Annotated in this window: 27 protein-coding genes; 9 read left to right on the top strand and 18 right to left on the bottom strand. The window is 64.1% G+C overall.

Annotation, left to right across the window (positions count from 1 at the left end; genetic code table 11):
• Nucleotides 1-4 precede the first annotated feature (4 nt).
• Together WM94_RS05435 and WM94_RS05430 are read right to left on the bottom strand one after the other, a co-directional pair.
• Nucleotides 5-766: a YdcF family protein gene (locus WM94_RS05435; protein ID WP_061550647.1), complete on the bottom strand. Its 762-nt coding sequence runs from the start codon at nucleotides 764-766 to the stop codon at nucleotides 5-7.
• A 135-nt stretch (nucleotides 767-901) separates the two neighbouring features.
• Nucleotides 902-1,216, bottom strand: a complete 315-nt coding sequence (locus WM94_RS05430) for a hypothetical protein (protein WP_003257582.1) — start codon at nucleotides 1,214-1,216, stop codon at nucleotides 902-904.
• A gap of 227 nt (nucleotides 1,217-1,443) precedes the next feature.
• Between WM94_RS05430 and leuS the strand changes: the two genes are divergently transcribed.
• From leuS to WM94_RS05405, 5 genes are all read left to right on the top strand, one after another.
• Nucleotides 1,444-4,050 (top strand): leucine--tRNA ligase, encoded by a 2,607-nt coding sequence (gene leuS / locus WM94_RS05425; protein WP_061550646.1) that lies wholly within the window; start codon nucleotides 1,444-1,446, stop codon nucleotides 4,048-4,050.
• Between the two features lie 60 nt (nucleotides 4,051-4,110).
• Nucleotides 4,111-4,716, top strand: a complete 606-nt coding sequence (lptE, locus tag WM94_RS05420; RefSeq protein ID WP_003257580.1) for an LPS assembly lipoprotein LptE — start codon at nucleotides 4,111-4,113, stop codon at nucleotides 4,714-4,716.
• A gap of 39 nt (nucleotides 4,717-4,755) precedes the next feature.
• On the top strand, nucleotides 4,756-5,793 hold the full coding sequence (gene holA, locus WM94_RS05415; RefSeq protein WP_039613557.1) for a DNA polymerase III subunit delta: 1,038 nt from the start codon (nucleotides 4,756-4,758) through the stop codon (nucleotides 5,791-5,793).
• Between the two features lie 237 nt (nucleotides 5,794-6,030).
• On the top strand, nucleotides 6,031-6,195 hold the full coding sequence (gene arfA / locus WM94_RS05410; RefSeq protein ID WP_003257578.1) for an alternative ribosome rescue factor ArfA: 165 nt from the start codon (nucleotides 6,031-6,033) through the stop codon (nucleotides 6,193-6,195).
• 60 nt (nucleotides 6,196-6,255) lie between these two features.
• On the top strand, nucleotides 6,256-7,569 hold the full coding sequence (locus WM94_RS05405) for a lytic murein transglycosylase (protein ID WP_013974349.1): 1,314 nt from the start codon (nucleotides 6,256-6,258) through the stop codon (nucleotides 7,567-7,569).
• A gap of 121 nt (nucleotides 7,570-7,690) precedes the next feature.
• Here WM94_RS05405 and WM94_RS05400 read toward each other — a convergent pair whose 3' ends face one another.
• The 13 genes from WM94_RS05400 to WM94_RS05340 all read right to left on the bottom strand — a co-directional run bounded on the left by WM94_RS05400 (nucleotide 7,691) and on the right by WM94_RS05340 (nucleotide 20,113).
• A complete protein-coding gene (locus WM94_RS05400; protein WP_061550645.1) occupies nucleotides 7,691-8,629 on the bottom strand; it encodes an LD-carboxypeptidase in 939 nt (312 codons plus the stop codon).
• Nucleotides 8,630-8,716: 87 nt separating this feature from the next.
• Nucleotides 8,717-9,733: a lipoyl synthase gene (gene lipA, locus WM94_RS05395; RefSeq protein ID WP_003257574.1), complete on the bottom strand. Its 1,017-nt coding sequence runs from the start codon at nucleotides 9,731-9,733 to the stop codon at nucleotides 8,717-8,719.
• A gap of 2 nt (nucleotides 9,734-9,735) precedes the next feature.
• Nucleotides 9,736-10,383 carry a lipoyl(octanoyl) transferase LipB gene (gene lipB / locus WM94_RS05390; RefSeq protein WP_013974352.1) on the bottom strand — a complete coding sequence of 216 codons (648 nt, stop codon included), beginning with the start codon at nucleotides 10,381-10,383 and terminating at the stop codon, nucleotides 9,736-9,738.
• A complete protein-coding gene (locus WM94_RS05385; RefSeq protein ID WP_003249736.1) occupies nucleotides 10,383-10,658 on the bottom strand; it encodes a DUF493 domain-containing protein in 276 nt (91 codons plus the stop codon). Before WM94_RS05385 ends, lipB begins: the two co-directional genes overlap by 1 nt.
• 73 nt (nucleotides 10,659-10,731) lie before the next feature.
• The gene (locus WM94_RS05380; RefSeq protein WP_013974353.1) at nucleotides 10,732-11,892 is read right to left on the bottom strand and encodes a D-alanyl-D-alanine carboxypeptidase family protein; all 1,161 of its coding nucleotides are present in this window, start codon (nucleotides 11,890-11,892) and stop codon (nucleotides 10,732-10,734) included.
• 270 nt (nucleotides 11,893-12,162) lie between these two features.
• Entirely contained in the window at nucleotides 12,163-13,164 is a 1,002-nt protein-coding gene (locus WM94_RS05375; RefSeq protein ID WP_013974354.1) for a septal ring lytic transglycosylase RlpA family protein, read from the bottom strand.
• On the bottom strand, nucleotides 13,164-14,174 hold the full coding sequence (gene mltB / locus WM94_RS05370; protein WP_061550658.1) for a lytic murein transglycosylase B: 1,011 nt from the start codon (nucleotides 14,172-14,174) through the stop codon (nucleotides 13,164-13,166). Before mltB ends, WM94_RS05375 begins: the two co-directional genes overlap by 1 nt.
• Before the next feature lie 17 nt (nucleotides 14,175-14,191).
• A complete protein-coding gene (gene rodA / locus WM94_RS05365) occupies nucleotides 14,192-15,295 on the bottom strand; it encodes a rod shape-determining protein RodA (RefSeq protein WP_015271941.1) in 1,104 nt (367 codons plus the stop codon).
• A 38-nt stretch (nucleotides 15,296-15,333) separates the two neighbouring features.
• Entirely contained in the window at nucleotides 15,334-17,223 is a 1,890-nt protein-coding gene (gene mrdA / locus WM94_RS05360) for a penicillin-binding protein 2 (RefSeq protein ID WP_015271942.1), read from the bottom strand.
• Between the two features lie 16 nt (nucleotides 17,224-17,239).
• Nucleotides 17,240-17,707 (bottom strand): 23S rRNA (pseudouridine(1915)-N(3))-methyltransferase RlmH, encoded by a 468-nt coding sequence (rlmH, locus tag WM94_RS05355; protein WP_003249722.1) that lies wholly within the window; start codon nucleotides 17,705-17,707, stop codon nucleotides 17,240-17,242.
• A gap of 10 nt (nucleotides 17,708-17,717) precedes the next feature.
• Nucleotides 17,718-18,137: a ribosome silencing factor gene (gene rsfS, locus WM94_RS05350; protein ID WP_013974359.1), complete on the bottom strand. Its 420-nt coding sequence runs from the start codon at nucleotides 18,135-18,137 to the stop codon at nucleotides 17,718-17,720.
• Between the two features lie 43 nt (nucleotides 18,138-18,180).
• Nucleotides 18,181-18,840, bottom strand: a complete 660-nt coding sequence (gene nadD / locus WM94_RS05345; protein ID WP_039613553.1) for a nicotinate-nucleotide adenylyltransferase — start codon at nucleotides 18,838-18,840, stop codon at nucleotides 18,181-18,183.
• A 1-nt stretch (nucleotide 18,841) separates the two neighbouring features.
• A complete protein-coding gene (locus tag WM94_RS05340; protein ID WP_061550644.1) occupies nucleotides 18,842-20,113 on the bottom strand; it encodes a glutamate-5-semialdehyde dehydrogenase in 1,272 nt (423 codons plus the stop codon).
• 330 nt (nucleotides 20,114-20,443) lie between these two features.
• Between WM94_RS05340 and WM94_RS05335 the strand changes: the two genes are divergently transcribed.
• Together WM94_RS05335 and WM94_RS05330 are read left to right on the top strand one after the other, a co-directional pair.
• Nucleotides 20,444-21,112 carry a DNA-3-methyladenine glycosylase gene (locus WM94_RS05335; RefSeq protein ID WP_015271945.1) on the top strand — a complete coding sequence of 223 codons (669 nt, stop codon included), beginning with the start codon at nucleotides 20,444-20,446 and terminating at the stop codon, nucleotides 21,110-21,112.
• A gap of 3 nt (nucleotides 21,113-21,115) precedes the next feature.
• Nucleotides 21,116-22,432, top strand: coding sequence for a bifunctional DedA family/phosphatase PAP2 family protein (locus WM94_RS05330; protein WP_013974363.1), 1,317 nt, complete (start codon nucleotides 21,116-21,118; stop codon nucleotides 22,430-22,432).
• A 111-nt stretch (nucleotides 22,433-22,543) separates the two neighbouring features.
• On the opposite strand, the gene WM94_RS05325 is transcribed toward WM94_RS05330, so the two are convergent.
• The 3 genes from WM94_RS05325 to WM94_RS05315 are packed head-to-tail and all read right to left on the bottom strand — an operon-like array spanning nucleotide 22,544 to nucleotide 24,219.
• Nucleotides 22,544-23,134: an LON peptidase substrate-binding domain-containing protein gene (locus WM94_RS05325; protein ID WP_039613550.1), complete on the bottom strand. Its 591-nt coding sequence runs from the start codon at nucleotides 23,132-23,134 to the stop codon at nucleotides 22,544-22,546.
• Between the two features lie 9 nt (nucleotides 23,135-23,143).
• Nucleotides 23,144-23,860 (bottom strand): LrgB family protein, encoded by a 717-nt coding sequence (locus tag WM94_RS05320; RefSeq protein ID WP_013974365.1) that lies wholly within the window; start codon nucleotides 23,858-23,860, stop codon nucleotides 23,144-23,146.
• Entirely contained in the window at nucleotides 23,857-24,219 is a 363-nt protein-coding gene (locus WM94_RS05315) for a CidA/LrgA family protein (RefSeq protein ID WP_061550643.1), read from the bottom strand. Before WM94_RS05315 ends, WM94_RS05320 begins: the two co-directional genes overlap by 4 nt.
• A 143-nt stretch (nucleotides 24,220-24,362) precedes the next feature.
• On the opposite strand from WM94_RS05315, the gene WM94_RS05310 reads away from it, so the two are divergent.
• Together WM94_RS05310 and prmA are read left to right on the top strand one after the other, a co-directional pair.
• On the top strand, nucleotides 24,363-24,818 hold the full coding sequence (locus tag WM94_RS05310; RefSeq protein ID WP_039613549.1) for a MaoC family dehydratase: 456 nt from the start codon (nucleotides 24,363-24,365) through the stop codon (nucleotides 24,816-24,818).
• Nucleotides 24,819-25,016: 198 nt separating this feature from the next.
• Nucleotides 25,017-25,895 carry a 50S ribosomal protein L11 methyltransferase gene (gene prmA / locus WM94_RS05305; protein ID WP_061550642.1) on the top strand — a complete coding sequence of 293 codons (879 nt, stop codon included), beginning with the start codon at nucleotides 25,017-25,019 and terminating at the stop codon, nucleotides 25,893-25,895.
• Nucleotides 25,896-25,920: the final 25 nt, after the last annotated feature.

The following is a 25,920-nucleotide window of genomic DNA, read 5'->3' as shown; positions in this document are numbered from 1 at the left end:
AGGCTCAGTAGAACAGCCGATACCCCACCAACCCGGCCACTTCATTGAGCAACTGCCCGCTCTGCCACATCGCCCGACTCTCCGGCAGCAACCCGCCGAACGGCCGCGCATGATCGCGCCCGAGGAACCCGACTGGCGCCGGCACCACCTCGAACCCCGCCTGCTCGAAGCTCCAGCGCGAGCGCTGCATGTGCCAGGCCTGGGTCACCACGACCACCCGGCGAATCCCCAACGGCTGCAGCACCTTGGCCGTCAGCCGGGCATTTTCCCAGGTCGTGCGGCTGCCCTCCTCTCGCCATTTCACCTCGACACCGAAATCTTCACGCAGGCGATCAGCCATCAACTGCGCCTCGCTCGGCGGCGAGCCATAGTGCAACCCGCCACTGGTCAACACCGGCAAGCCCGAAGCCTTGGCCAGCCGTGCGGCAAAGCGCATGCGCTCCAGCGCCGTGGCTGTGGGCTGGTCGCCACCACCCCAGGCCGGGTCACCCCGCTCACGCCCCGCGCCCAGCACCACGATGGCATCTGCCCGGCTTGCCAGGCCTGTCCAATCGCTTACCGCCAGTGGCGCTTCTGTCTCGAGCACACGAGCGGTTTCCTGCACCACCAGCGGCAGGCTCATCAGCCACAGGCCACCAAGGCCCAGGGCAAAGCACAGCGCTGCCAGCCGGGGCCGACGGCGGCGCAGCCACCACGCCACAAGCAGCAGCAGGAACAGGACGCCTGGCGGCATCAGCCATTGTTTGACGAAGAATCGGATCGGCATTGGCCACACCTCCTTGGCAGGCGTGCAGCCTAGAAGGATCGACGCCGGTCAACAAGGGTGTGGCCGGCGCCAATCGTGAGCTGTGCAAAATTTAAGAACCGGCGCGCGATTGCCTGCGCCTGGCGTCCTGAACGGCTAGCGATGCGGCAGCGTCCTGGATCTCGCCGTGCTGGCGGGGCGTTTCTTGTCCTTGAGCCAGATGATCTTGGCCGATGTCGGCTCCGCTTGTGGGTAACTGCCGACACAGGCATTGTGGCGCTCCGGGAGGGAATCCAGGTAGGCCTTGATCAGTTCGAACTCTGCGTGGCTCAGGCCACGCAACTCCAGCTCGGCTGGCATTTCGTCGCGCAATCGCACCGAGGTCCTGGCCACTTCCAGCGCCAGGCCAAGCCGGTCGATCAGGCGTTCGTATAGCTCCGGTCTGATTGCGGGTAGCTGCGTCTCTCCCATCCGTTCACCTCATTGAAGATAAGAATATCTCCCCCCACACCTGAGCTTAGCGTCGTTGAAAAAAGCAGCCGTGTGCCGCGACCAGCGGGCATTCGCAACGAAGGTTTCCCACGATGCGCGGCGCTGCTGTATGCTACGGCGTTCACTCTAAACGACACCGGAGTGCCGGACGCAGCGAGGTTCCGCTGCCTGGAACAAGGTCTCTTCCCTCTCAGCAAAAAGTAGCCATGCACGAACAATACACGCCCCGTGATATCGAAGCCGCCGCCCAGAAGTTCTGGGACGAGCAACAATCGTTCGCTGTTACCGAACAGCCAGGCAAGGACACCTACTACTGCCTGTCGATGTTCCCGTACCCGAGCGGCAAGCTACACATGGGCCACGTGCGCAACTACACCATCGGTGACGTGATTGCCCGCTACCAGCGCATGCTGGGCAAAAACGTCCTGCAGCCGATGGGCTGGGACGCATTCGGTATGCCCGCGGAAAACGCGGCGATGAAGAACAACGTCGCCCCGGCCAAGTGGACGTACGAAAACATCGACTACATGAAGACCCAGCTCAAGAGCCTGGGCCTGGCCATCGACTGGGCACGTGAAGTCACCACCTGCAAGCCCGACTACTACCGCTGGGAGCAGTGGCTGTTCACCCGCCTGTTCGAAAAAGGCATCATCTACCGCAAGAACGGTACCGTGAACTGGGACCCGGCGGACCAGACCGTACTGGCCAACGAGCAGGTCATCGACGGCCGTGGCTGGCGTTCGGGCGCGCTGATCGAGAAGCGCGAAATCCCGATGTACTACTTCCGCATCACCGACTACGCCGACGAGCTGCTGGAAAGCCTCGACGAGCTGCCGGGCTGGCCTGAGCAGGTCAAGACCATGCAGCGCAACTGGATCGGCAAGTCGCGCGGCATGGAAGTACAGTTCCCGTACGACCTGGCCAGCATCGGCCACGAAGGCACCCTCAAGGTGTTCACCACCCGTCCCGATACGCTGATGGGCGCCACCTACGTCGCCGTCGCCGCCGAACACCCGCTGGCCACCCAGGCCGCCCAGGGCAACCCGGCGCTGCAGGCGTTCATCGACGAGCGCAAGAGCGGCAGCGTTGCCGAAGCCGACATGGCCACCCAGGAGAAGAAGGGCATGGCCACTTCCCTGCTGGTCGAGCACCCGCTGACCGGCGAGAAGCTGCCGGTATGGGTCGCCAACTACGTGCTGATGCACTACGGCGATGGCGCCGTCATGGCCGTGCCGGCCCACGATGAGCGCGACTTCGAGTTCGCCCACAAGTACAACCTGCCGGTCAAGGCCGTGGTGCGCACCAGCGCTGGCGACGAAGTCGGCAGCGAGTGGTTGGCCGCCTATGGCGAGCACGGCCAGCTGATCAACTCCGGCGAATTCGACGGCCTGGACTTCGCCGGTGCCTTCGACGCCATCGAAGCCGCCCTGATCCGCAAGGAGCTGGGCAAATCGCGTACCCAGTTCCGCCTGCGTGACTGGGGTATCAGCCGCCAGCGCTACTGGGGCTGCCCGATCCCGATCATCCACTGCCCATCCTGCGGCGACGTACCGGTGCCGGAAGACCAGCTGCCGGTCACCCTGCCGGAGAACGTGGTGCCGGACGGTGCCGGTTCGCCACTGGCGCGCATGCCTGAATTCTACGAGTGCAGCTGCCCGAAATGCGGCACCGCGGCCAAGCGCGAAACCGACACCATGGACACCTTCGTCGAGTCGTCCTGGTACTTCGCCCGCTACGCCTCGCCGAACTACGAAGGTGGCATGGTCGACCCGAAAGCGGCCAACCACTGGCTGCCGGTCGACCAGTACATCGGCGGTATCGAGCACGCCATCCTGCACCTCCTGTACGCGCGCTTCTTCCACAAGCTGATGCGTGACGAAGGCCTGGTCACCTCGAACGAGCCGTTCAAGAACCTGCTGACCCAGGGCATGGTGGTGGCCGAAACCTATTACCGTGTGGCCAGCAACGGCGGCAAGGACTGGTTCAACCCGGCCGATGTCGAAGTCGAGCGTGATGCCAAGGCCAAGATCATTGGCGCTCGCCTGAAGACCGACGGCCTGCCGGTGGAAATCGGTGGCACCGAGAAGATGTCGAAGTCGAAGAACAACGGCGTCGACCCGCAATCGATGATCGACCAGTACGGCGCCGATACCTGCCGCCTGTTCATGATGTTCGCCTCGCCGCCCGACATGAGCCTGGAATGGTCCGACTCCGGCGTCGAAGGCGCCAGCCGCTTCCTGCGCCGCGTCTGGCGCCTGGCCCAGGCTCATGTAGCCCAAGGCCTGCCGGGCAAGCTGGATGTCGCCGCCCTGGACGACGCGCAAAAGGTCATCCGCCGCGCTATCCACACCGCCATCAAGCAAGCCAGCACCGACGTGGGCCAGTTCCACAAATTCAACACCGCCATCGCCCAGGTGATGACCGTGATGAACGTGCTGGAAAAAGCCCCGCAAGCCACTGAGCAGGACCGTGCCCTGCTGCAGGAAGGCCTCGAGGCCGTTACCCTGCTGCTGGCGCCGATCACCCCGCACATCTCCCACGAGCTGTGGCAACAGCTGGGCCACCAGCAGGCCGTCATCGACGCCAGCTGGCCAGCCGTCGACGAGGCAGCCCTGGTACAGGACACCGTCACCCTGGTGGTGCAGGTCAACGGCAAGCTGCGTGGCCAGGTCGAAATGCCGGCCGCCGCCAGCCGCGAAGAAATCGAAGCCGCCGCGCGCAGCAACGAGAACGTCCTGCGCTTCATCGATGGCCTGACCATCCGCAAGGTCATCGTGGTACCGGGCAAGCTGGTCAACATCGTCGCCAACTGATGGCAACGCCCGCCCGCAGGCACTGCGGGCGGGCGAACAGGCCCACAAGGGAGCAACAACATGATCAAACGCAATTTGCTGGTAATTGGCCTGGCGGTCATGCTCAGCGCCTGCGGTTTCCAGCTGCGCGGCACCGGCTCTACCGAACTGAGCGTGAAGGAAATGGACGTAAGCGCACGCAACGCCTACGGCCCGACCGTGGTCCAGCTGCGTGAAGTACTGCAGCGTAGCGGCGTTAACGTGCACGCTGGCGCACCATACCGCCTTGTGCTGACCAACGAGCAGGAGCGCGAGCGCTCGGCGACCTACAACAGCGGTAACCGTACCGCCGAGTACGAGCTGACCACCGTGCTGAACTACAGCATCCAGGGCCTGAACAACCTGGAGCTGATGAGCGACAAGCTGGAAGTGCGCAAGATCTACTTGCGTGACGGCTCGAACATCACCGGCTCCGAGCAGGAAGCCAACCGCGCCCGCGAAGAAATGCGTCGCGACCTGGTCAACGCCATGGTCGTTCGCCTGCAGATGCTGACCCCGTCCCAGCTGGACGAGCTGCAGCGTCAAGCCGACGAGCGTGCCAAGGCCGAAGCCGCTGCGCTGGAGGCCGCTCGCCGCCAGCAGGCCGAAACTCCTCAGCAGTCGCCTCTGGAAGTACCGGGCAACTAAGCCCGAGCGGGGCACCTTCGGGTACCCCGCCTGTTTCCCATGAAGCTCGCTCCCGCCCAACTCAACAAGCACCTGCAAGGCGCCCTGGCACCGGTCTACGTGGTCAGCGGCGACGACCCGCTGCTGTGCCAGGAAGCCGCCGACGCCATCCGCAACGCCGCGCGCCAGCAGGGCTTCGACGAACGCCAGGTCTTCAGTGCCGACGCCAACTTCGACTGGGGCACCCTGCTCCAGGCTGGCGCCAGCCTGTCCCTGTTCGCCCAGCGCCGCCTGCTGGAATTGCGCCTGCCCTCGGGCAAGCCTGGTGACAAGGGCGCTGCTGCGCTGATGGAATACTGCGCCAACCCTGCCGAAGACACCTTGCTGCTGGTCAGCCTGCCCAAGCTCGACGGCAGCGCGCAGAAGACCAAGTGGGGCAAGGCGCTGATCGAAGGTGCCCACTGCCAGTTCATCCAGATCTGGCCGGTGGATGTGCACCAGCTGCCGCAGTGGATCAACCAGCGCCTGCAGCAGGCCGGCCTGTCGGCACAGCGTGACGCTGTCGACCTGATTGCCGCGCGCGTGGAAGGCAACCTGCTGGCGGCCGCACAGGAAATCGAAAAGCTCAAGCTGCTTGCCGAGGGCAACCAGATCACCGTGGAGACCGTGCAGGCCGCCGTCGCCGACAGCGCCCGCTTCGACGTCTTCGGCCTGGTCGATGCCATTCTCAACGGCGAAGCTGCGCATGCCTTGCGTATGCTCGAAGGCTTGCGCGGTGAAGGCGTGGAGCCACCAGTGATTCTCTGGGCCCTTGCCCGAGAGCTGCGCCAACTGGCGGGGCTGGCCCAACAGTTCAGCCAAGGTGTACCGCTGGACAAGGCCTTCAGCCAGGCCCGCCCACCGGTCTGGGACAAACGCCGGCCACTGGTCAGCAAGGCCCTGCAGCGCCTGTCGGCGCAGCGTTGGGCGCAGTTGCTGCAAGATGCCCAGCGTATCGATGCACAGATCAAGGGCCAGGCCGAGGGCTCGCCGTGGACTGGCCTGGCGCGCTTGTCGCTGCTGATGGCCGGCCAGCGTCTGACACTCCCGCCCGAGTAAATCGTCCTCCAGACTGCCCCAGTGCACTGTAGGAGCAGCCTTGTGCTGCGAAGAGGCCATAAGTGCCGAAGAAAGTCTTCTGCCTTACAGACCTCGTCGCAGCACAAGGCTGCTCCTACAAGGGCCCTGCCAAATCCATAAGAACCAGGTATTCGGCCATATACACAATTAATTGGCCCCACCCTGCCCCAAGCCCTACAGTGCGCTGCGAAACCCACCCAACCGGGGAACCCCGCCATGAGCAAAAAGCCGAAAAAGCACGGCCCCAACAAGGCCAAGTCGATCATCGCCCAACCGCTGTTCCGCTGCCGCCAGGAACAGCCGAACAAGGGCAAAGGCAGCTACCGCCGCGAAGCCTTCCAATCGAGAGATTGGGAGGCTTCCTACTTTTTGGCTGCATGAAAGCATCGAGAGCGCAGGCATGATATGGTCGTCACCTGACCTGCAATTCTGGATCTGTGAATGCTCCTCAGTCTTCTCCCCCGCTGGAAAACCCGCCAGCTGATCGCGGCCTCCAGTTTCATCCTGCTCGTGGCCTGCGCAGAAAAGCCCACCGCCGCCGACGCCCTGCCGCTGGCCCCCGCCCAGCCCACCCCTGTGGTGACCCTGCCCGGCACGACGCCCGACACCAGCACTGAAATCCAGCCTCTGCAAACCTTCGCGCAATGGCAAGCAGGCTTTCGCCAGCAAGCCCTGCAAGCCGGCATTTCGCAGGATACGTTCGACCGCGCCTTCCTCGGCGTCACCCCCGACATGGACGTGATCAAGGCCGATCGCAGCCAGCCGGAGTTCACCCGCCCCGTATGGGAATACCTCGAAGGCGCCCTGTCGCCTCTGCGCGTGCGCAACGGCAAGAAGCTGCTGGAGCAGAACGCCGAACTGCTGACCCGCATCGAGCAAAGCTATGGTGTCGATCGCCAGGTGTTGGTCGCGGTATGGGGCATGGAAAGCAACTTCGGCCAGTTTCAGGGCAACAAGTCGGTGATCCGCTCGCTGGCTACCCTGGCCTATGAGGGCCGACGCCCGCAGTTCGCCCAGGACCAGCTGATCGCCGCGCTGCAGATCATTCAGCACGGCGACATCCAGCCTGAGGCCATGCGTGGTTCGTGGGCCGGTGCCATGGGCCAGACCCAGTTCATCCCGACCACCTACAACACCCATGCCGTGGACTTCGACGGCGATGGTCGCCGCGACATCTGGAACAGCACGGCAGACGCCCTGGCCTCGACCGCGCACTATCTGCAGAGTTCGGGCTGGAAGCGTGGCCAGCCGTGGGGCTTCGAGGTACAGGTGCCGCCTGGCTTCGATTACTGGCAGGCCGATGGCGCCCTGCGCAAGCCGGTGAGCGAGTGGCTGGCGATGGGCGTGAAACTGCCTGCCGGTACCCAGCTGCCGGTGGGTAGCAACCAGCTGTCTGCCGCACTGCTGCTGCCCGCAGGCGCGCGTGGCCCGGCGTTCCTGGTGCTGGACAACTTCCGCGCCATCCTCAAGTACAACAATTCGTCGTCCTACGCGCTGGCAGTAAGCCTGCTGGGTGATCGCTTCACGGGCTGGGGCTTCATTGCCGGCAGCTGGCCGAAAGAAGACCTGCCCCTCAGCCGCAGCGAGCGCATGGAGCTGCAGAACCTGCTGAACAGCAACGGGCACGAAGCCGGCAATGCCGATGGCATCATTGGCGCCAATACCCGCAAAGCGATCCGCAATGCCCAACAGGGGCTGGGGTGGCCGGCGGATGGGTATCCGACCCACAAGCTGCTCGAGAGCCTGCGCAAATAGTGAGATTGCTGGGGGCGCGTTGCGCCCCTTTCGCGACACAAGGCCGCTCCCACAAGCGATAGCACTTCTCCTGTGGGAGCGGCCTTGTGTCGCGATGGGCTGCAAAGCAGCCCCGACAATCTCAAGCCTTGAACAAATCCTGCTCCAACACCAATGTCTGCCTCCCGCTATCCAGCATTACCCGAGCCCCCAACGGCAAGCACACATTCGGGTCACAATGCCCACTGCGCCACCCGGCCAGCACCGGCACACCCAGCGGCGCGAAGATATCCTCCAGCAGGGGCGTCAACGCCATAGTGGTAATCCCGGCAAAGTCCCCCACCAGCACACCCTTCACCCCCTCCAGCTTGCCTGCCAGGCGCAGCTGGGTCAGCAAGCGATCCACCCGGTAAAGCGGCTCGTTGACGTCCTCGATGAACAGGATGCAGCCCTGCGTATCCAGCTCGGCAATCGTCCCCAGGGTCGCGCCCAACATCGACAGGTTGCCGCCCAGCAGCGGCCCGCTGGCCACCCCATGCAGCACGCTGCTCAATGCGAAGTCAGCAGGGTGCACGATCTGCTCCCCTGCCCGCACATGCCCACCCAGCTGCGCCAGCAACGAAGTCTCGGTTGGCGGCAACTTGGCCCCCAGCAGGTCGGCATTGAGCATCCCGCCATGGAAGGTGAGCAGCCCGGTATGCCGGTAGATCGCCGTGTGCAGCGCGGTGATGTCGCTGTAACCGACCAGCGGCTTGGGGTTGCGCCGGATCAGTTCGAAATCGAGCTGGTCGAGCAGTCGCATGCTGCCGTACCCCCCACGCATGCACAGAATGGCGTAGATGGCCGGGTCGGCAAAGGCATCATGCAGGTCCTGTAACCGCTGCCGGTCCGGCCCCGCCAGATAGCCCTGGGCCTGAAGGGCTCCCGGATAGATACGGCAGCTGTAGCCTCTATCAACGAACCACTGGTTGACCTTGTGCGTATCCAGCCGCGCCGCGCCCGCCGGGGCGACAATGGCAAAACAGGCATCACGCGGCAGCGCGGCTGGCAGGCTGGGTTGGAAGGTTTCGGCGCAATTCATCGCGGCTCCTTGCAGCGCGTGTGGCACAAACAAAAATGCCGATGCGGCCCTTCGGCGCGCATCGGCATGCGTGGCTCTGTGCTTGGCTCAGAGCTTGATCTTGGCTTCGTGAGCCTGCTGGTCAGCGTGGTACGAAGAACGCACCAACGGGCCGGAAGCGACGTTCTTGAAGCCCATCTTGTAACCTTCCTCGGCGAACCAGGCGAAGGTGTCCGGGTGAACAAAACGCTGCACCGGCAGGTGGCTGCGCGACGGCTGCAGATACTGGCCGAGGGTGAGCATGTCGATGTCATGCTCGCGCATGCGGTGCATCACTTCGATCACTTCCTCGTCGGTCTCGCCCAGGCCGAGCATCAGGCCCGACTTGGTCGGTACGTGCGGCACCAACTGCTTGAACTTCTGCAGCAGGTCCAGCGACCAGTCGTAGTCCGATCCCGGGCGCGCGGCCTTGTACAGGCGCGGTACGGTCTCGAGGTTGTGGTTGAACACATCCGGCGGCTCTTGCGCGGTGATCTCCAGGGCAATATCCATGCGCCCACGGTAGTCCGGCACCAAGGTTTCCAGCTGTACGCCCGGCGACAGCGCACGGATTTCGCGGATGCAGTCGGCAAAGTGCTGGGCACCACCGTCACGCAGGTCGTCGCGGTCCACCGAGGTGATCACCACGTACTTCAGGCGCAGGTCGGCGATGGCGATGGCCAGGTTCTTCGGCTCGTCCAGGTCCAGCGGTTTCGGCCGGCCGTGGCCAACGTCGCAGAACGGGCAACGACGGGTGCAGATGTCACCCATGATCATGAAGGTGGCGGTACCACCGGAGAAGCACTCGCCCAGGTTCGGGCAGGATGCCTCTTCGCATACGCTGTGCAGCTTGTGCTTGCGCAGCAGCTGCTTGATGCGGTCTACCTCGGGCGACACCGGGATACGCACGCGGATCCAGTCGGGCTTCTTCGGCAGCTCTTCGGTGGGGATGATCTTCACCGGGATGCGCGCCACCTTTTCGGCACCACGCAGCTTGACCCCGGCTTCCACCTTCTTCGGCGCTGGGCGCGGGGTGGCATCCTGGGTAGGTATCAGGTTCGGCACGGCTTCTTGCACAGTTGTCATATTCAGTCGATTCCGCCCGTGAGGGTCGTCTGCTCAGCGTAGTCGAGGTGCTTGACCAGCTGTCCGCGCAGCCTTGTCCTGACCTCGTCGAGTTCGATCGGACCTGCCAGGTCGCGCAGCTGGGTCATCGCCAGCCCCGCATAGCCGCAGGGGTTGATTCGGCGGAATGGCGCGAGGTCCATGTCCACGTTCAGGGCAAGGCCGTGGAACGAACGGCCGTTGCGGATTCGCAGGCCGAGGGAGGCGATTTTCGCTCCGTCGACATAGACGCCCGGGGCATCGGGCTTGGCCGCGGCCTGGACATCGTAACTGGCGAGCAGGTCGATGAGGGTCTGCTCGATACGGCTGACCAGCTCACGCACGCCAAAGCCCAGCCGGCGCACATCCAGCAGCAGGTAGGCCACCAGCTGCCCGGGGCCATGGTAGGTCACCTGGCCACCGCGATCGGTCTGCACTACCGGGATGTCGCCCGGCACCAGCAGGTGCTCGGCCTTGCCGGCCTGGCCCTGGGTGAAGACCGCGGGGTGCTCGACCAGCCAGACTTCATCCTGGCTGTCCGGGCTGCGCTGCTCGGTGAAGCGACGCATGGCCTCCAGCACCGGTTCGTAGGGCTGCAGGCCAAGCTCGCGAAAACCGAGGCAGGCGGACATCAGAGCACCATTTTCACGATGCCGGTAGCGCGCAGGGCGCTGTTGATATCGTGCAGCTGGTTCTCGCTTTCGGCAACGATGTGCAATTGCACGGTGGTGTACTTGCCTTCTTTGCTCTGGCGCTCGGCCAGGGTGGAAAGGTCGACCTTCGCGTGCTTGCTCAGGATCTCGATCACCGTGTCCTTGAAGCCGACAACGGTGTCACCGATGACCTTGATCGGGTAATCGTCGCAGGGGAATTCGATCTTGTGCGACTTGACGTCTGGTTCGCTCATGGCGGAAACGGCCTCGTAAGCCGTGGCAACAACAACGCCCCCGCTGGATACGCGGGGGCATGCAGGTCACGTATCAGTTGAACAACCCGTAGAAGAATAGACGGATGCTATCCCACATACGGCGGAAGAAACCACCTTCCTCGACGCCATCGAGGGCGATCAGGTCGGCGCTGTGAACCACTTTCTCGTCCAGTTTGACTTCCACTTTGCCGATCACGTCACCTTTGGCGATTGGCGCGGTGAGCTGCGGGTTCATGGTCATCGAAGCCTGCAGGCGCTTCAATTGGCCTTTAGGCATAGTCAGGGTCAGGTCGTTGGCCAGGCCAGCTTTCACTTCGCCAGTCGCGCCCTTCCAGACCGGCGATTTGGTCAGCTCGGTACCCTTCTGGTAGAAGGTCTGGGTTTCGAAGAAGCGGAAGCCATAGGTCAGCAGCTTCTGGGTCTCGGCAGCACGCGACTGCTCGCTGTTGGTGCCGAAGACCACGGCGATCAGGCGCTGGCCATCGCGAACGGCCGAAGCCACCATGCAGTAGCCGGCTTCGTCGGTGTGGCCGGTCTTCAGGCCGTCGACAGTCTTGTCACGCCACAGCAGCAGGTTGCGGTTTGGCTGCTTGATGTTGTTCCAGAAGAACTCTTTCTGCGAGTAGATGGCGTAGTGGGCCGGGTCGACGTTGATGATCGCACGGGCCAGGGTAGCCATGTCGTGGGCCGACGAGTAATGGTCCGGGTGCGGCAGGCCGGTCGGGTTCATGAAGTGGCTGTTGGCCATGCCCAAGTCGGCAGCGGTCTTGTTCATCATGTCGGCGAAGGCGTCTTCGCTGCCGGCGATGTGCTCGGCCAGGGCGACCGAGGCGTCGTTGCCGGACTGGATGATGATGCCGTGCAGCAGGTCGCTGACGGTCACCTGGCTGCCCACCTTGATGAACATGCGCGAACCCCCGGTCCGCCAGGCGTTTTCGCTGACGGTAACCGGGTCGTTTTCACCGATCTGGCCGCGACGGATGTCCAGGGTGGCGATGTAGGCCGTCATCAGCTTGGTCAGGCTGGCAGGCGGCAGGCGCTCGTCACCGTTGTTCTCGACCAGCACGTTGCCGCTGGACGCATCCATGAGTACGTAGGACTTGGCTGCCAGTTGCGGTGGCGCCGGCGTCATCTGCTCAGCCGCGAAGGCGGCAGGCGTGATCATCAGCAGTACGGGCAGGCAAAGTCGTTTGGCAAGGTTGGTGATGTTCATCCGTCTCTCGAAAATCGCTAATGGTCTGATGTTCCCTGGGCAAGATCATGTGCCCAGCGCCAGTCAGTCTAGTTTTTGCGGCCGTAGGCCTGGCTCGCAATGTGCGGCTTTATGTCGCTGCGGGCAAAAGCCGACATTGTACATGCCCGCGCCCGTCAATTCATGACAAAACCGACAGTTTGGTGTTGCCTTCTTCGCGGGCGCGCCCGCTCCCACAGGGTTTCGCATGCCCTTGTGGGAGCGGGCGTACCCGCGAAGAAGGCAACGCGGTCAGTCAGCTGTGACCAGCTTGGCCTGCCCAAGGTTCGCCAGGCGGATGCTGTCCTGCGCTTGCTGGATCTCGCCCTGGCTGTTGATCGGCCCGAGGCGCACGCGGTGCAGGGTCTGCTGGTTACGCACGATCGAGCTGATGAACACTGGCGCGCTGACCATGCTGCTGAGCTTGGAGCGCAGCAGTTCGGCGGCGTCCGGGTTGGCGAAGGCCCCCACCTGCAGGAAGCTGCCGCCACTGCCGGCCGGCACGTTGTTGCCGGCCACCTGCACCGGCACCACCGGCGCCGCATGCTGCTGGGGCGGCGGGGTCCATTGCTCGACGCGCCCGGTACTGGCCGGGATCGCCTGGGTCTGGGCCACCTGGGGCTCCTTGAGCACCATCGGTGGTGTCTGGCCACGCTGGGCCCACCACTGCTGCGGGTCGATACCTTCGACGCGCACGTGCGCGGTGCCAATCTCGGCATAACCGAGCTTTTTCGCCGCGGCATAGGACAAGTCGATGATGCGGTCCGAATAGAACGGCCCACGGTCGTTCACCCGCAGGATCACGCTACGGCCGTTGGCCAGGTTGGTCACCCGCACGTAGGCCGGCAGCGGCAGGGTCTTGTGCGCCGCGCTCATGCCGTACAGGTCGTACAGCTCGCCGTTGGCGGTGTTCTGGCCGTGGAACTTGGTGCCATACCACGACGCGGTACCTTCCGCGCGATAATTGCGCGAGTCCTGCATCGGGTAGTAGGTCTTGCCCAGTACCGTGTACGGGTTGGCCTTGTAGTTGCCGGTGTGCACGGTTGGCGTGGCGTCGGGGATCTTGTTCACATCCACGTCCCACCACGGCGCGCCGTCCTTGTGCGCGCGGTTGATGTCCAGGCCCGGCTGGGTGCGCACCACGTTGCCACTGCTTTGCTGGGGCGGGCGGTTGGACGAACAGCTGGCCAGCACCACGCCCACGGCGAGGCAGGTGAGCAGCTTGAAAGACTTGCCAGAGATGATTGCGCGCATTACTTGACGCCCCGTGCTTGAACCAGCTGTTCCGATAGCTGATGCACCGCCATGGCATACATCACGCTGCGGTTGTAGCGAGTGATCGCGTAGAAGTTCTTCAGGCCCATCCAGTACTCGGGGCCATTGTCGCCCTCGAGACGGAAGGCGGTAACCGGCAGATCATCGCGCAACGAATCATGGACCGACCAGCCAAGCGTGCGCAACTCCCCAACGGTTTTTACCGGCTCGATGCCGGTGGTCAGGCCTTCGTCGGCGCGCCCACCGTCCACCCAGGCGCGGCTGACCACACCTTCGCCGGCCACCCAGCCGTGGCGCTTGAAGTAGCTGGCCACGCTGCCAATGGCATCGTCCGGGTTGTTCCAGATATTGATGTGGCCGTCGCCGTCGAAGTCCACCGCGAAGTTGCGGAAGCTGCTCGGCATGAACTGCGGCAGGCCCATTGCACCAGCGTAGGAGCCTTTGAGCGTCAGCGGGTCGAGCTGTTCCTCACGGGCCAGCAGCAGGAATTCGCGCAGCTCCTTGCGGAAGAACTCCGCCCGTGGCGGGTAGTCGAAGCCCAGGGTCGACAAGGCATCGATCACCCGGTAGTTACCGGTGTTGCGGCCAAAGAAGGTTTCCACGCCGATGATGGCAACGATGTACTGCGCCGGCACGCCATATTCCTGCTCGGCACGGGCCAGCACCGCCTCGTGCTGGCGCCAGAAGTCCACACCGCGGGCAATACGCGCGTCAGTGATGAACATCGGCCGGTAGTCCTTCCACGGCTTTACCCGTTCGGCCGGGCGCGAAATGGCGTCGAGGATCGACTGTTTGCGCTCCACCTCCGCGAACACACCCATCAGCTGCTCAGGGGCAAAGCCATGGTCGCGGCTCATTTCGCCAACGAACTGGGCCACCTGCGGCGAGCCCTGATAATCGCCGGCATGGGCCAGCTGTACAGCGCCGAACAGGCCCACCGCGCCGATCCACGGCGCACAACGGGCAGCCCAGTTACGCACTGCTTGCATGAAATTCTTCACCTTATTCAAACCTGAGCGATCCATTTGCGGTGCGTGTGGATCGACATCAGAACGCCAAACGCTGACAGCAGCGTCACCAACGAAGTTCCGCCATAGCTGATGAAGGGCAGCGGCACGCCCACCACGGGCAGAAGGCCGCTGACCATACCGATATTGACGAACACGTACACAAAGAAGGTCATGGTCAGGCTGCCCGCCAGCAGCTTGCCGAACAGGGTCTGCGCCTGGGCGGTGATCATCAGGCCACGGCCGATCAGCAGCAGGTAGACGATCAACAGCAGGCAGATGCCGACCAGGCCGAATTCCTCGCCGAGCACGGCAATGATGAAGTCGGTGTGGCTTTCCGGCAGGAAGTCCAGGTGCGACTGGGTGCCGAGCAGCCAGCCCTTGCCGAACACCCCCCCCGAGCCGATCGCCGCCTTCGACTGGATGATGTTCCAGCCAGTGCCCAACGGGTCGCTTTCCGGGTCGAGGAAGGTCAGTACCCGCTGCTTCTGGTAGTCGTGCATGACGAAGAACCACATCGCCACCGCCACTGGCACCGCAGCCGCCAGCACGCTGAGGATCCAGCGCCAGCGCAGGCCGCCCATGAACAGCACGAAAGCCCCGGAGGCGAGGATCAGCAGCGCCGTGCCCAGGTCGGGCTGGCGCACGATCAGGATGAACGGCACGCCGATCAGCACCAGGCTGATCGCCACATGCTTCAGATGTGGCGGCAACGTGCGCTTGGACAGGTACCAGGCGATGGTCGCCGGCATGATGATCTTCATGAACTCCGAGGGCTGGAAGCGGATCACCCCGGGGATGTTGATCCAGCGCGTGGCGCCCATGGCGTTGTGGCCCATCACGTCCACCACCACCAGCAACAGCACCCCGGCCAGGTAGGCCAGCGGCACCCAGCGAGCCATGAAGCGCGGCTCCAGCTGGGCGATGATGAACATCGACACCAGGCCGATGCCGAACGAGGTGGCCTGCTTGAGTAGCAGGTCCCAGTTCTTGCCACTGGCCGAATACAGGACGAACAGGCTACCGGCCGCGAGGGTCAGCAGAATGATCAGCAAAGGGCCGTCGACGTGGATGCGCTGCAGAAAGCTGGCGCGCCGACGCATCACATCCTCGCTGGAGAGCATGCGATCGAAATTGTTCATCACAGGGCTGATTCCTGGGTAACGGTGGCAGGCGCGAACTCGGGCTTGAGCCGGCCGTTTTCGTCGAGCAACCAGGCGTCCATCACCTGGCGCACCACCGGGGCGGCAACGCCCGAGCCGGACTCACCGTTCTCGACCATCACCGAAACCACGATCTTCGGGTCCTCGGCCGGGGCGAAGGCGACGAACAGGGCGTGGTCGCGGTGGCGCTCCTGAAGCTTGTTGCGGTCGTACTTCTCGCCCTGCTTGATTGCCACCACCTGGGCGGTACCACTCTTGCCGGCAATGCGGTACTGGGAGCCAATGGCCGCCTTGCGTGCGGTACCGCGGGCGTTGTGCATCACCTGCTCCATGCCATGGGTGACCTTGGCCCAGTCGGACTTGTCACGCAGCACGATGTTTTCCATGGGGTTGTCGTCCACCGGCGGCTGGCCTTCGATGGTCTTGGCCAGGTGCGGGCGGTTCCACACGCCCTTGTTGGCGATCAGCGCAGTGGCCTGGGCCAGTTGCAGCGGCGTGGCCTGCATGTAGCCCTGACCGATGCCGAGGATCAGGGTTTCGCCGGGGAACCAGGCCTGGCGGCGGGTGGCGCGCTTCCATTCACGCGATGGCATCAGCCCGGCGGATTCCTCGAACATGTCGAGGGAAACCCGCTGGCCGATGCCGAACTTGTTCATGTAGCTGGACAGCCGATCGATGCCCATCTTGTGGGCAAGGTCGTAGAAGTAGGTGTCGTTGGAGCGCATGATCGCGGTGTCCAGGTCGACCCAGCCATCGCCCGAGCGGTTCCAGTTACGGTATTTGTGGTCGTAGTTGGGCAACTGGTAGTAGCCCGGGTCGAACACCCGGCTGCCGGCATTGACCACGCCGCTGTCCAGGCCGGCGATGGCCACCGCCGGTTTGATGGTCGAACCCGGCGGGTACAGGCCGCGCAGCACGCGGTTGAACAGCGGTCGGTCGATCGAGTCGCGCAGTTCGGCATAGGCTTTGAAGCCGATACCGGTGACGAACAGGTTGGGGTCGAAGCTGGGCTGGCTGACCATCGCCAGCACCTCGCCGGTACGCGGGTCGAGCGCCACCACCGCACCACGCCGGCCACCCAGGGCAGCCTCGGCGGCCTCCTGCAGCTTGATGTCCAGGCTCAGCACGATGTCCTTGCCCGGTTTCGGGTCGGTGCGCTTGAGCACCCGCAGCACGCGGCCGCGGGCGTTGGTCTCGACTTCCTCGTAGCCCACCTGGCCATGCAGGTCGGCTTCGTAGAAGCGCTCGATGCCGGTCTTGCCGATGTGGTGGGTGCCGCTGTAGTTCACCGGGTCGAGGGTTTTCAGCTCTTTCTCGTTGATCCGCCCCACATACCCCACCGAATGGGCGAAATGCGCGCCCTGCGGGTAATGGCGCACCAACTGGGCTACCACTTCCACGCCCGGCAGGCGGAACTGGTTCACCGCCACACGGGCGATCTGCTCTTCGTTGAGTTCGAACAGGATCGGCACCGGCTCGAACGGCCGGCGGCCCTGGCGCATGCGCTTCTCGAACAGGGCGCGGTCGTCGGGCGTCAACTCCAGCACTTCGACGATGGTATCCAGCACTTCCTGCCAGTTACCCGCACGTTCGCGGGTCATCGACAGGCTGAAGCTGGGCCGGTTGTCGGCGACGATCACCCCGTTTCGGTCGAAGATCAACCCGCGGGTCGGCGGGATCGGCTGCACATGCACCCGGTTGTTCTCCGACAGCGTCGAGTGATAGTCGTGCTGGATGACCTGCAGGTAGTACAGACGCGCAATCAGCACGCAGATAAGCAGCATGATCGCGACTGCGCCGACCACGACGCGGTTGCGCACCAGGCGGGCGTCTTTCTCGTGGTCCTTGAGACGGATCGGCTGCGACATCGGACTGCTTACAGGCTCATTTATGGTAAGGATGCCCGGACAGCACGGTCCAGGCGCGGTAAATCTGCTCGCCGATGAGTATCCTTACCAATGGGTGCGGCAAGGTCAGCGGCGACAGCGACCAACGTTGCTCGGCGCGCGCACAGACCTCGGGCGCCAGGCCTTCCGGGCCGCCCACCATCAAATTCACCGTGCGCGCATCCAGGCGCCAGCGGTCCAGCTCGGTCGCCAGCTGCTCGGTACTCCAGGGCTTGCCATGGACCTCGAGGGTGACGATGCGTTCCCCTGGCTGAACCTTGCTCAGCATGGCTTCGCCCTCCTGACGGATCAGGCGGGCGACGTCGGCATTCTTGCCACGAGTGTTCAGCGGGATTTCCACCAGCTCCAGCGACAGCTCGGCGGGCAGGCGCTTGGCATATTCATGCCAGCCTTCCTCGACCCACTTCGGCATGCGCGAGCCGACCGCGATCAGGCGCAGACGCACAGCGCTTTCCTTATTCCCGGTCCTTGAGCTTGTCGGAGTACTCGTGGGCATGGTCCGGGCTGTGGTGCTTGCCATCGGCAGCACGGCTTTGCTCGGCACCCTGCCACAGGCGCTCCAGGTCGTAGAACTGGCGGGCAGCGGCGGTCATCATGTGCACGATGACGTCGTTCAGGTCCAGCAGGACCCAGTCGCTGTCGCCCTTGCCTTCTTCACCCAGTGGCTGGGCACCCTTGGCCTTGACCGCTTCGCGGACCTTTTCCAGCATCGCGTTGATCTGGCGGTTGGAGGTACCGGTGGCAATGATCATGTAGTCGGTCAGGCTGTGCTTTTCGCGCACGTCGATGACCTGGATGTCCTGGGCCTTGACGTCTTCCAGCGCTGCCTTGGTCAGGGCGACCAGTTCTTCGCCGTGGATTTTCTGCTTGGTCATATAAAACTCGTTCAACTCGTTGGATGAGGCGCCAGAGGCACCGTCAGTTAGGTGCACGATACAGTTCGTGCGCCTCGATGTAGGCCAGTACGGCGTCCGGCACCAGGAACCTCACCGATTTGCCGCTGGCCAGCAGCTGTCGGATCTGTGTAGCCGACACCGCAAGCGGCGTCTGCCAGACGAACGAAATGTTTCCCGCCGGGCCGGACAAGGCGGTGGGATCGCTCTCCGAGCGCGCAGCCAGCAGGTTGCGCAGCTCGTCAGGGGGTTCTACGTCGGCATCCGGGCGTTGCAGCACCAGGATGTGACAGTGTTGCAGCAATTCTTCCCAGCGGTGCCAGCCGGGCAGCCCACAGAAGGCATCCCAGCCCAGCACCAGGAACAGCTGGTCGTCAGCGGCCAGTTCGGCGCGGATCGATTCCAGCGTGTCGATGGTGTACGACGGTTTGTCGCGCGCCAGTTCGCGGGCATCCACGCTCAGGCAGGGCACGCCCTGTACAGCGCCTTGCACCATGGCCAGGCGGTCCTGCGCGGCCACCTGCGGGGTGTCGCGGTGCGGCGGCCGGGCGTTGGGCAGCAGGCGCAGCTCGTCCAGCCCCATGAACTCGGCCACTTCCAGCGCGCTGCGCAGGTGGCCGATGTGCACGGGGTCGAAGGTGCCGCCAAGAATGCCGATGCGCCGGACTGCCTGGGCCTTGCTCAACTCAGCAGGACTCCTGGCCGCGCAGCTGGCCGTCACCGATCACCACGTACTTCTCGCAGGTCAGGCCTTCCAGGCCGACCGGCCCGCGGGCATGCAGCTTGTCGGTGGAAATGCCGATTTCCGCACCCAGGCCGTACTCGAAGCCGTCGGCGAAGCAGGTCGGGGTATTGAGCATGACCGACGCCGAGTCGACCTCGGCCATGAACTGGCGGGCTTCACCCTGGTGTTCGCTGATGATCGAGTCGGTATGGTGCGAGCCATAGTGGTTGATGTGCTCGATGGCCTGGTCCAGCCCATCGACCACGCGAATCGACAGGATCGCGTCCAGGTATTCGGTGTGCCAGTCGGCCTCGGTGGCGGGCTTGGCGGCGATGATCGCCCGGGTGCGCTCGCAGCCACGCAGCTCGACGCCCTTCTTCTGGAAGCGACTGGCCATTTCCGGCAGGAAGCGCTCGGCCACCTGCTGGTCGACCAGCAACGTTTCCATGGCACCACAGATGCCATAGCGGTAAGTCTTGGCGTTGAACGCCACGCGCCAGGCCTTGTCCAGGTCGGCGTGCTGGCTGACATAGACGTGGCAGATACCGTCCAGGTGCTTGATCACTGGCACGCGGGCATCGCGGCTGATGCGTTCGATCAGGCCACGGCCACCGCGCGGCACGATGACGTCGACGAATTCCGGCATGCTGATCAGCGCGCCCACGGCTTCGCGGTCGGTAGTCTCGACCACCTGCACCACGGCTGCCGGCAGGCCGGCGGCGGCCAGGCCACGCTGGATGCAGGTGGCGATGGCGCGGTTGGAGTGGATGGCTTCGGAGCCGCCACGCAGGATGGTCGCGTTACCCGACTTCAGGCACAGGCTGGCGGCATCGATGGTCACGTTCGGGCGCGATTCGTAGATAATCCCGATCACCCCCAGCGGCGTGCGCATCTTGCCGACCTGGATACCGGATGGGCGGTAGCTCATGTCGCGGATGGCACCGACCGGGTCCGGCAGGCTGGCCACCTGGCGCAGGCCGGTGATCATGCCGTCGATACGCGCCGGGGTCAGCGCCAGGCGGTCGAGCAGCGCGGGCTCCAGGCCGTTGGCACGGCCGGCGGCCAGGTCCAGCTCGTTGGCTGCGGTCAGCTCGGCACGAGCGGCGTCCAGTGCGTCGGCGGCAGCTTGCAGGGCGCGGTTCTTCTGCGCGGTGCTGGCACGGCCGATCACCCGGGAAGCCTCACGGGCAGCGCGACCCAGGCGGGTCATATAGTCAAGAACGGACTCAGTCATGGGTTCGGTGTCTTGGCGAAGGGGAAATCGGCTGATTATAACTGGCGCGCAGGTGTACGCCCAGCGGCGGGTGGCGGATGGTAGAAAATGGCTGGGGGCATTGTGTAGGAAAGATGTAACCGGGGTTATCGAAATTTCTATCTCCTGTCAGGGCCTTTTCGCGGGTAAACCCGCTCCCACAGGGATTGCACAAGGCCTGGGACCTCCGAGGTACCTGTGGGAGCGGGCGAGCCCGCGAAAGGGCCGCCACTGCCAACATCCCACTCGATTCAGCCTCGATTAAGCTATTCATTGCTATCATCCCCGCCGTCCCAGCCACGAACCGCCCGCATGCCAGCCTTGCCCGACAGCTTTTTCGATCGCGACGCCCAGACCCTGGCCAAGGCCCTGCTGGGCAAAGTCATCCGCCATCGCCACGGCGACCTGTGGCTGGCCGCGCGCATCATCGAGACCGAGGCCTACTACCTCACCGACAAAGGCAGCCACGCCTCGCTCGGCTACACCGAAAAGCGCAAGGCGCTGTTCCTCGATGGCGGGCACATCTATATGTACTACGCCCGCGGCGGCGACTCGCTGAACTTCAGCGCCCACGGGCCAGGCAACGCGGTGCTCATCAAGTCGGCCTATCCTTGGCAGGACGCCCGCTCGGGGCCGAACAGCCTGGCACAGATGCAACTGAACAACCCCGATGCGAGCGGCAACCTCCGCCCGCCCGAGCGCCTGTGCGCGGGCCAGACCTTGCTGTGCCGGGCCCTGGGCCTGAAGGTGCCGCACTGGGACGCCCAGCGTTTTGACGCCGAGCGCCTGTACGTGGAGGATTGCGGCAACATCGTGCCACGGGTGATCCAGGCCGCCCGCCTGGGCATCCCGCATGGCCGCGACGAGCACCTGCCCTACCGTTTCGTCGATGCCGAATACGCCCGTTTCTGCACGCGGAACCCGTTACGTCGCGGCCAAGTCGAAGGCCGCGACTTCTTCATTCTGGAACAAGGAAGCTGAACCATGGGCCAATGGCTCGACAGCCTGACTGGCTGGCTCAGCGCCAACCCGCAGTGGCTTGGCCTGGCGATATTCCTGGTGGCCTGCATAGAGTGCCTGGCCATTGCCGGCATCATCGTGCCAGGCACCGTGCTGCTGTTCGCGGTCGCGGTATTGGCCGGCAGCGGCGCCTTCAGCCTGGGCGAAACGCTGCTGCTGGGCTTTCTCGGTGGCCTGGTGGGCGATGCGTTGTCGTACACGGTGGGCAAGTACTTCCACCAGAACATTCGCAGGCTGCCCCTGCTGCGCCACCATCCGGAATGGATCGGCAGCGCCGAGGCCTACTTCCAGCGCTACGGCATCGCCAGCCTGCTGGTAGGGCGCTTCATCGGGCCGCTGCGGCCTATGCTGCCAATGGTCGCCGGCATGTTCGACATGCCGCTGCCGCGGTTCATCGCCGTCAGCCTGGTGGCCGGTGCCGGCTGGGCAGTGGCCTACCTGCTGCCCGGCTGGGCTACCGGCGCAGCCATGCGCCTGCCCTTGCCGGAAGGCTTCTGGCTGGATGCCGGGATCATCGCCGGCACCCTGGCAGTCATCATCGGGCTGAGCCTGAACACCAGCATTCGTGATCAACGCCACGGCACCCGGCTGATCGCCGGCATGAGTTTCCTGGCCTTGGCCGGGGTCTTCCTCGGCTGGCCCTACCTGCACGAGTTCGACCAGGGCGTTATGACACTGGTGCAGGAGCACCGCAGCCAGGCCATCGATGGCGCCGTGGTGCTGGTGACCCGGCTGGGCGATTTCCGCACCCAGTTATTCCTCGGCGGGCTGCTGACGGGCCTGCTGCTGCTTGCCAGGCAGTGGCGGCATGCCATGTTCGCTGCGGGCGCACTGATGGGTACGGCGTTTGCCAACGGCACGCTGAAGTGGCTGTTCGCCCGGGCCCGCCCGGAAGTGCTGAGCGACCCGCTGACCAGCTACAGCATGCCCAGTGGGCACAGTTCGGCGTCGTTTGCGTTCTTCCTGGTAATGGCAGTGCTGGCCGGTCGCGGTCAGCCGCCGCGGATGCGCCTGACCTGGGTGATGCTGGGCTGCATTCCGGCGCTGGCGATTGCCCTGTCACGGGTGTACCTCGGGGCGCACTGGCCGACCGACATCCTCGCCGGGGCCTTGCTGGCGTGCTGTGTGTGCGCGCTCAGCCTGGCACTGGCGCAGCGTCACCAGACCCTCCCGGCCTTGCCGCTGCGGGTGTGGTGGCTGGTTTTGCCGGCGTGTGTCGCGTTGCTGGCGTTCTTTGCCATGCATGCGCTGCCGCAGGCTTTGCTGCGATATCAATATTGATGTCGCCTGTACCGGCCTCTTCGCAGCACAAGGCTGCTCCTACAGGGCTCTCGTCAGCCTGTAGGAGCAGCCTTGTGCTGCGAAGAGGCCGGCACTGGCAACACAGCAGTATCAGGCAAACAATTCACCCTGAATCCGCTCCAGCAGCTTCTGGATTTCCCCCAACCGCTCCTGTGGCGAGTCGAGGGTCAGCAGATCCAGCTTGTCCTCTTCCATGAAGGGCAGCAGGTACGCCAACTGGTTGGCCAACGTCTGCCGCCCGTCCACAGGCCGCGGCATGTCCAGGGCTTCGACCATTGGGTGTTCACCCAGGGCCACCAGCAACGCCAGCAGGTCTTCGTCCGCCTCGAGCAACGGGCTGTCCGCCTGCTCCGGCAGCCATTGCACCTGCCCCACCAGCAACTGGTCCTTCTGCACCTCGGTGCTTTCCAGGTTGAAGCGCCGCACGCCTTCGACGCGGATACCCAGCAAGCCGTTATCCTGCTGCACGAAGTCACGGATCACCGCCTCGCAGCCGATCGAGGCGACCACCGGCGGTGCCTTGCCGACCTGCTCGCCTTCGAGGATGCACACCACACCAAAACCTTCGCCCCGCTTCATGCAGCGCCCGATCATGTCCAGATAGCGTGCCTCGAAAATCTGCAAATCGAGGAAACAACCAGGAAACAGCACGGTATTGAGAGGAAACAGCGGTAGCGTCATCACAAGTCCTCAAGCCACCAGGCTGACCGCCAGCGGCAGGAACACCGCCGTGGCCACCCCCATCAGGCTCATCGCCAGCGCGGCAAAGGCGCCGCATTCGTCACTTTCCTGCAGGGCCACCGAAGTGCCCACTGCGTGCGCGGTCACGCCCAAAGACATGCCACGGGCCTCGGGGCTATGCACGCCAAAACGGCTCAGCAACGCCGGGCCGAAGATTGCCCCGATAACCCCGGTAATCAGCACGAACACCGCCGCCAAGGCAGCCACGCCGCCAATCTGCTCAGCCACCAGCATGGCGATCGGCGACGTGACCGACTTCGGCGCCATGGTCATCAGGATCATGTGCTCGGCACCGAACCACCAGCCCAGCAACAGGCAGCACAGCGTGGCGAACAGGCCTCCGACTACCAGCGTAGTAAATGTGGGCCAGAACAGCTGTCGGATACGCCGCAGGTTGAGGTAGAGCGGCACAGCCAGGGCTACGGTGGCAGGCCCCAGCAGGATGTTCATGATTTCGGTGCTCTTGCGATATTCGCTGTAGTCGATGCCACACACCAGCAGCACGCCGATCACCAGCAGCATCGAGACCAGTACCGGCTGCAGGAAGATCCAGCGGGTCTTCTCGTAGGCCGCCAGCACCACCTGGTAGGCCCCAAGCGTGATGCCGATACCGAACAAGGGATGATGAACGACCGCATCCAGTGCGCCTTGCCAGTCGAGCATCATGGCTGCTCCTCGCTCCGGACCTGACGGTGGATGAGCTTTTGCATCAACACGCCGACGAACACCAGGGTCACCAGGCAGGAGATCAGCAAGGCACCGGCAATGGCCCAGAAGTCGGCGGCGATATCCCTGGCATACACCATCACCCCCACCGCTGGTGGCACCAGCAACAGCGGCAGGTAACGCAGCAGGCTGCTGGCGGCCTCGTTCAGCGGCTTGCCCACCTCACCACGGGCCATGAGGAAGAACAAAAGCAGCAACAGGCCGATGATCGGCCCCGGCAGAAACGGCACCAACAGATGGTTGATTGCCGTCCCCAGCAGCTGGAATAGCACCAGCCAGGTCAAACCACGCAACAGCATAAGCATCTCCCTCGGGCATGGCCGCCATTATAAGCATGTGCCGTCATATACCGATATTCGTCGAAAAACGTGCAACTTGACTGAAACGGTTCGCCGTGCTGATCTTGCACTTTCGTACCAACTGACAACCCGGAGAGTCCGCGATGCCCCATGTACCGGTTACAGAGCTTTCGCAGTACGTTGGTAAGGAACTGGGCCGCTCGGCCTGGCTGAAGATCGACCAGCAACGCATCAACCTGTTCGCCGAAGCCACCGGCGATTTCCAGTTCATCCATGTTGACCCGGAAAAGGCGGCAAAAACCCCATTCGGCTGCACCATCGCCCACGGTTTCCTGACATTGTCGCTGATTCCCAAGCTGATCGAGGACATCCTGGTTCTGCCGGAAGGGCTGAAGATGGTGGTGAACTATGGGCTGGACAGCGTGCGGTTCATCCAGCCGGTCAAGGTCGACAGCCAGGTACGGCTGAAGGTGGACCTGGCCGAAGTGACGGAAAAGAGACCGGGGCAATGGCTGCTAAAGGCGATTGCCACGCTGGAGATCGACGGTGAGGAGAAGCCTGCTTATATAGCTGAGTCGCTTTCCCTCTGTTTTGTCTGATGCATTCCGGGGGCGCTTCGCGCCCTATTCGCAGCACAAGGCTGCTCCTACAGGGGTATGTGATCTCTTGTAGGAGCAGCCTTGTGCTGCGAACGGGCTGCACAGCAGCCCAGATCCACAAATCCCCCGCACTCGCGTAAACTGCCAGCCTTCGCGCAGCCTAGGGCTGCCCCTGTCGATTTACCAAAGGTGCCCGCCATGCCCTGGCTGCAAGTACGCCTGGCCATCAGCCCGGAACAAGCCGAAACCTACGAAGATGCCCTGCTCGAAGTGGGTGCCGTCTCGGTCACGTTCATGGACGCCGAGGATCAACCGATCTTCGAGCCAGACCTCAACACCACTCCGCTGTGGTCGCACACCCACCTGCTGGCCCTGTTCGAGGCCGATGCCGACCCTGAGCAGGTATTCGCCCACCTGCGCCTGCTGACCGCTGCCGAGCTGCCCGAGCACCAGGCCGAGGTGATCGAGGACCAGGACTGGGAACGCAGCTGGATGGACAACTTCCAGCCGATGCGCTTCGGCCGCCGCCTGTGGATCGTGCCAAGCTGGCACGAGGCCCCGGAACAGGACGCGGTGAACCTGCTGCTCGACCCGGGCCTGGCGTTCGGCACCGGTACCCACCCCACCACCGCCCTGTGCCTGGAATGGCTCGACGGCCAGCAGCTCGAAGGCACCCAGGTGCTGGACTTCGGCTGCGGCTCGGGCATTCTGGCCATCGCCGCGTTGCTGCTGGGCGCCCGTGAGGCGGTCGGTACCGACATCGACGTACAGGCCATCGAGGCTTCTCGCGACAACGCCCAGCGCAACGGCATCGCCGACGAGAAGCTGGCGCTGTACCTGCCAGTGAACATGCCGGCCATGCAGGCCGATGTGCTGGTCGCCAACATCCTCGCCGGCCCGCTGGTGTCGCTGGCACCGCAACTGTCCGGCCTGGTCCGCCAAGGTGGCCTGCTGGCGCTGTCGGGCATCCTCGCCGAGCAAGGTGAGGAAGTGGCCGCAGCCTATGCCGCCGACTTCGAACTGGACCCGATCGTCGTGCGCGACGGCTGGGTGCGCATCAGTGGTCGCCGCCGTTAAGCGGGCCTAGAATACTTTTCTGCAC

It is taken from the genome of Pseudomonas sp. ABFPK (genome assembly GCF_001586765.1).
In the GTDB taxonomy this organism is placed as follows: domain Bacteria; phylum Pseudomonadota; class Gammaproteobacteria; order Pseudomonadales; family Pseudomonadaceae; genus Aquipseudomonas; species Aquipseudomonas asiatica.
Note: the sequence above shows the minus strand (reverse complement) of the source record. Positions and strands in the feature narration are given on the sequence as shown.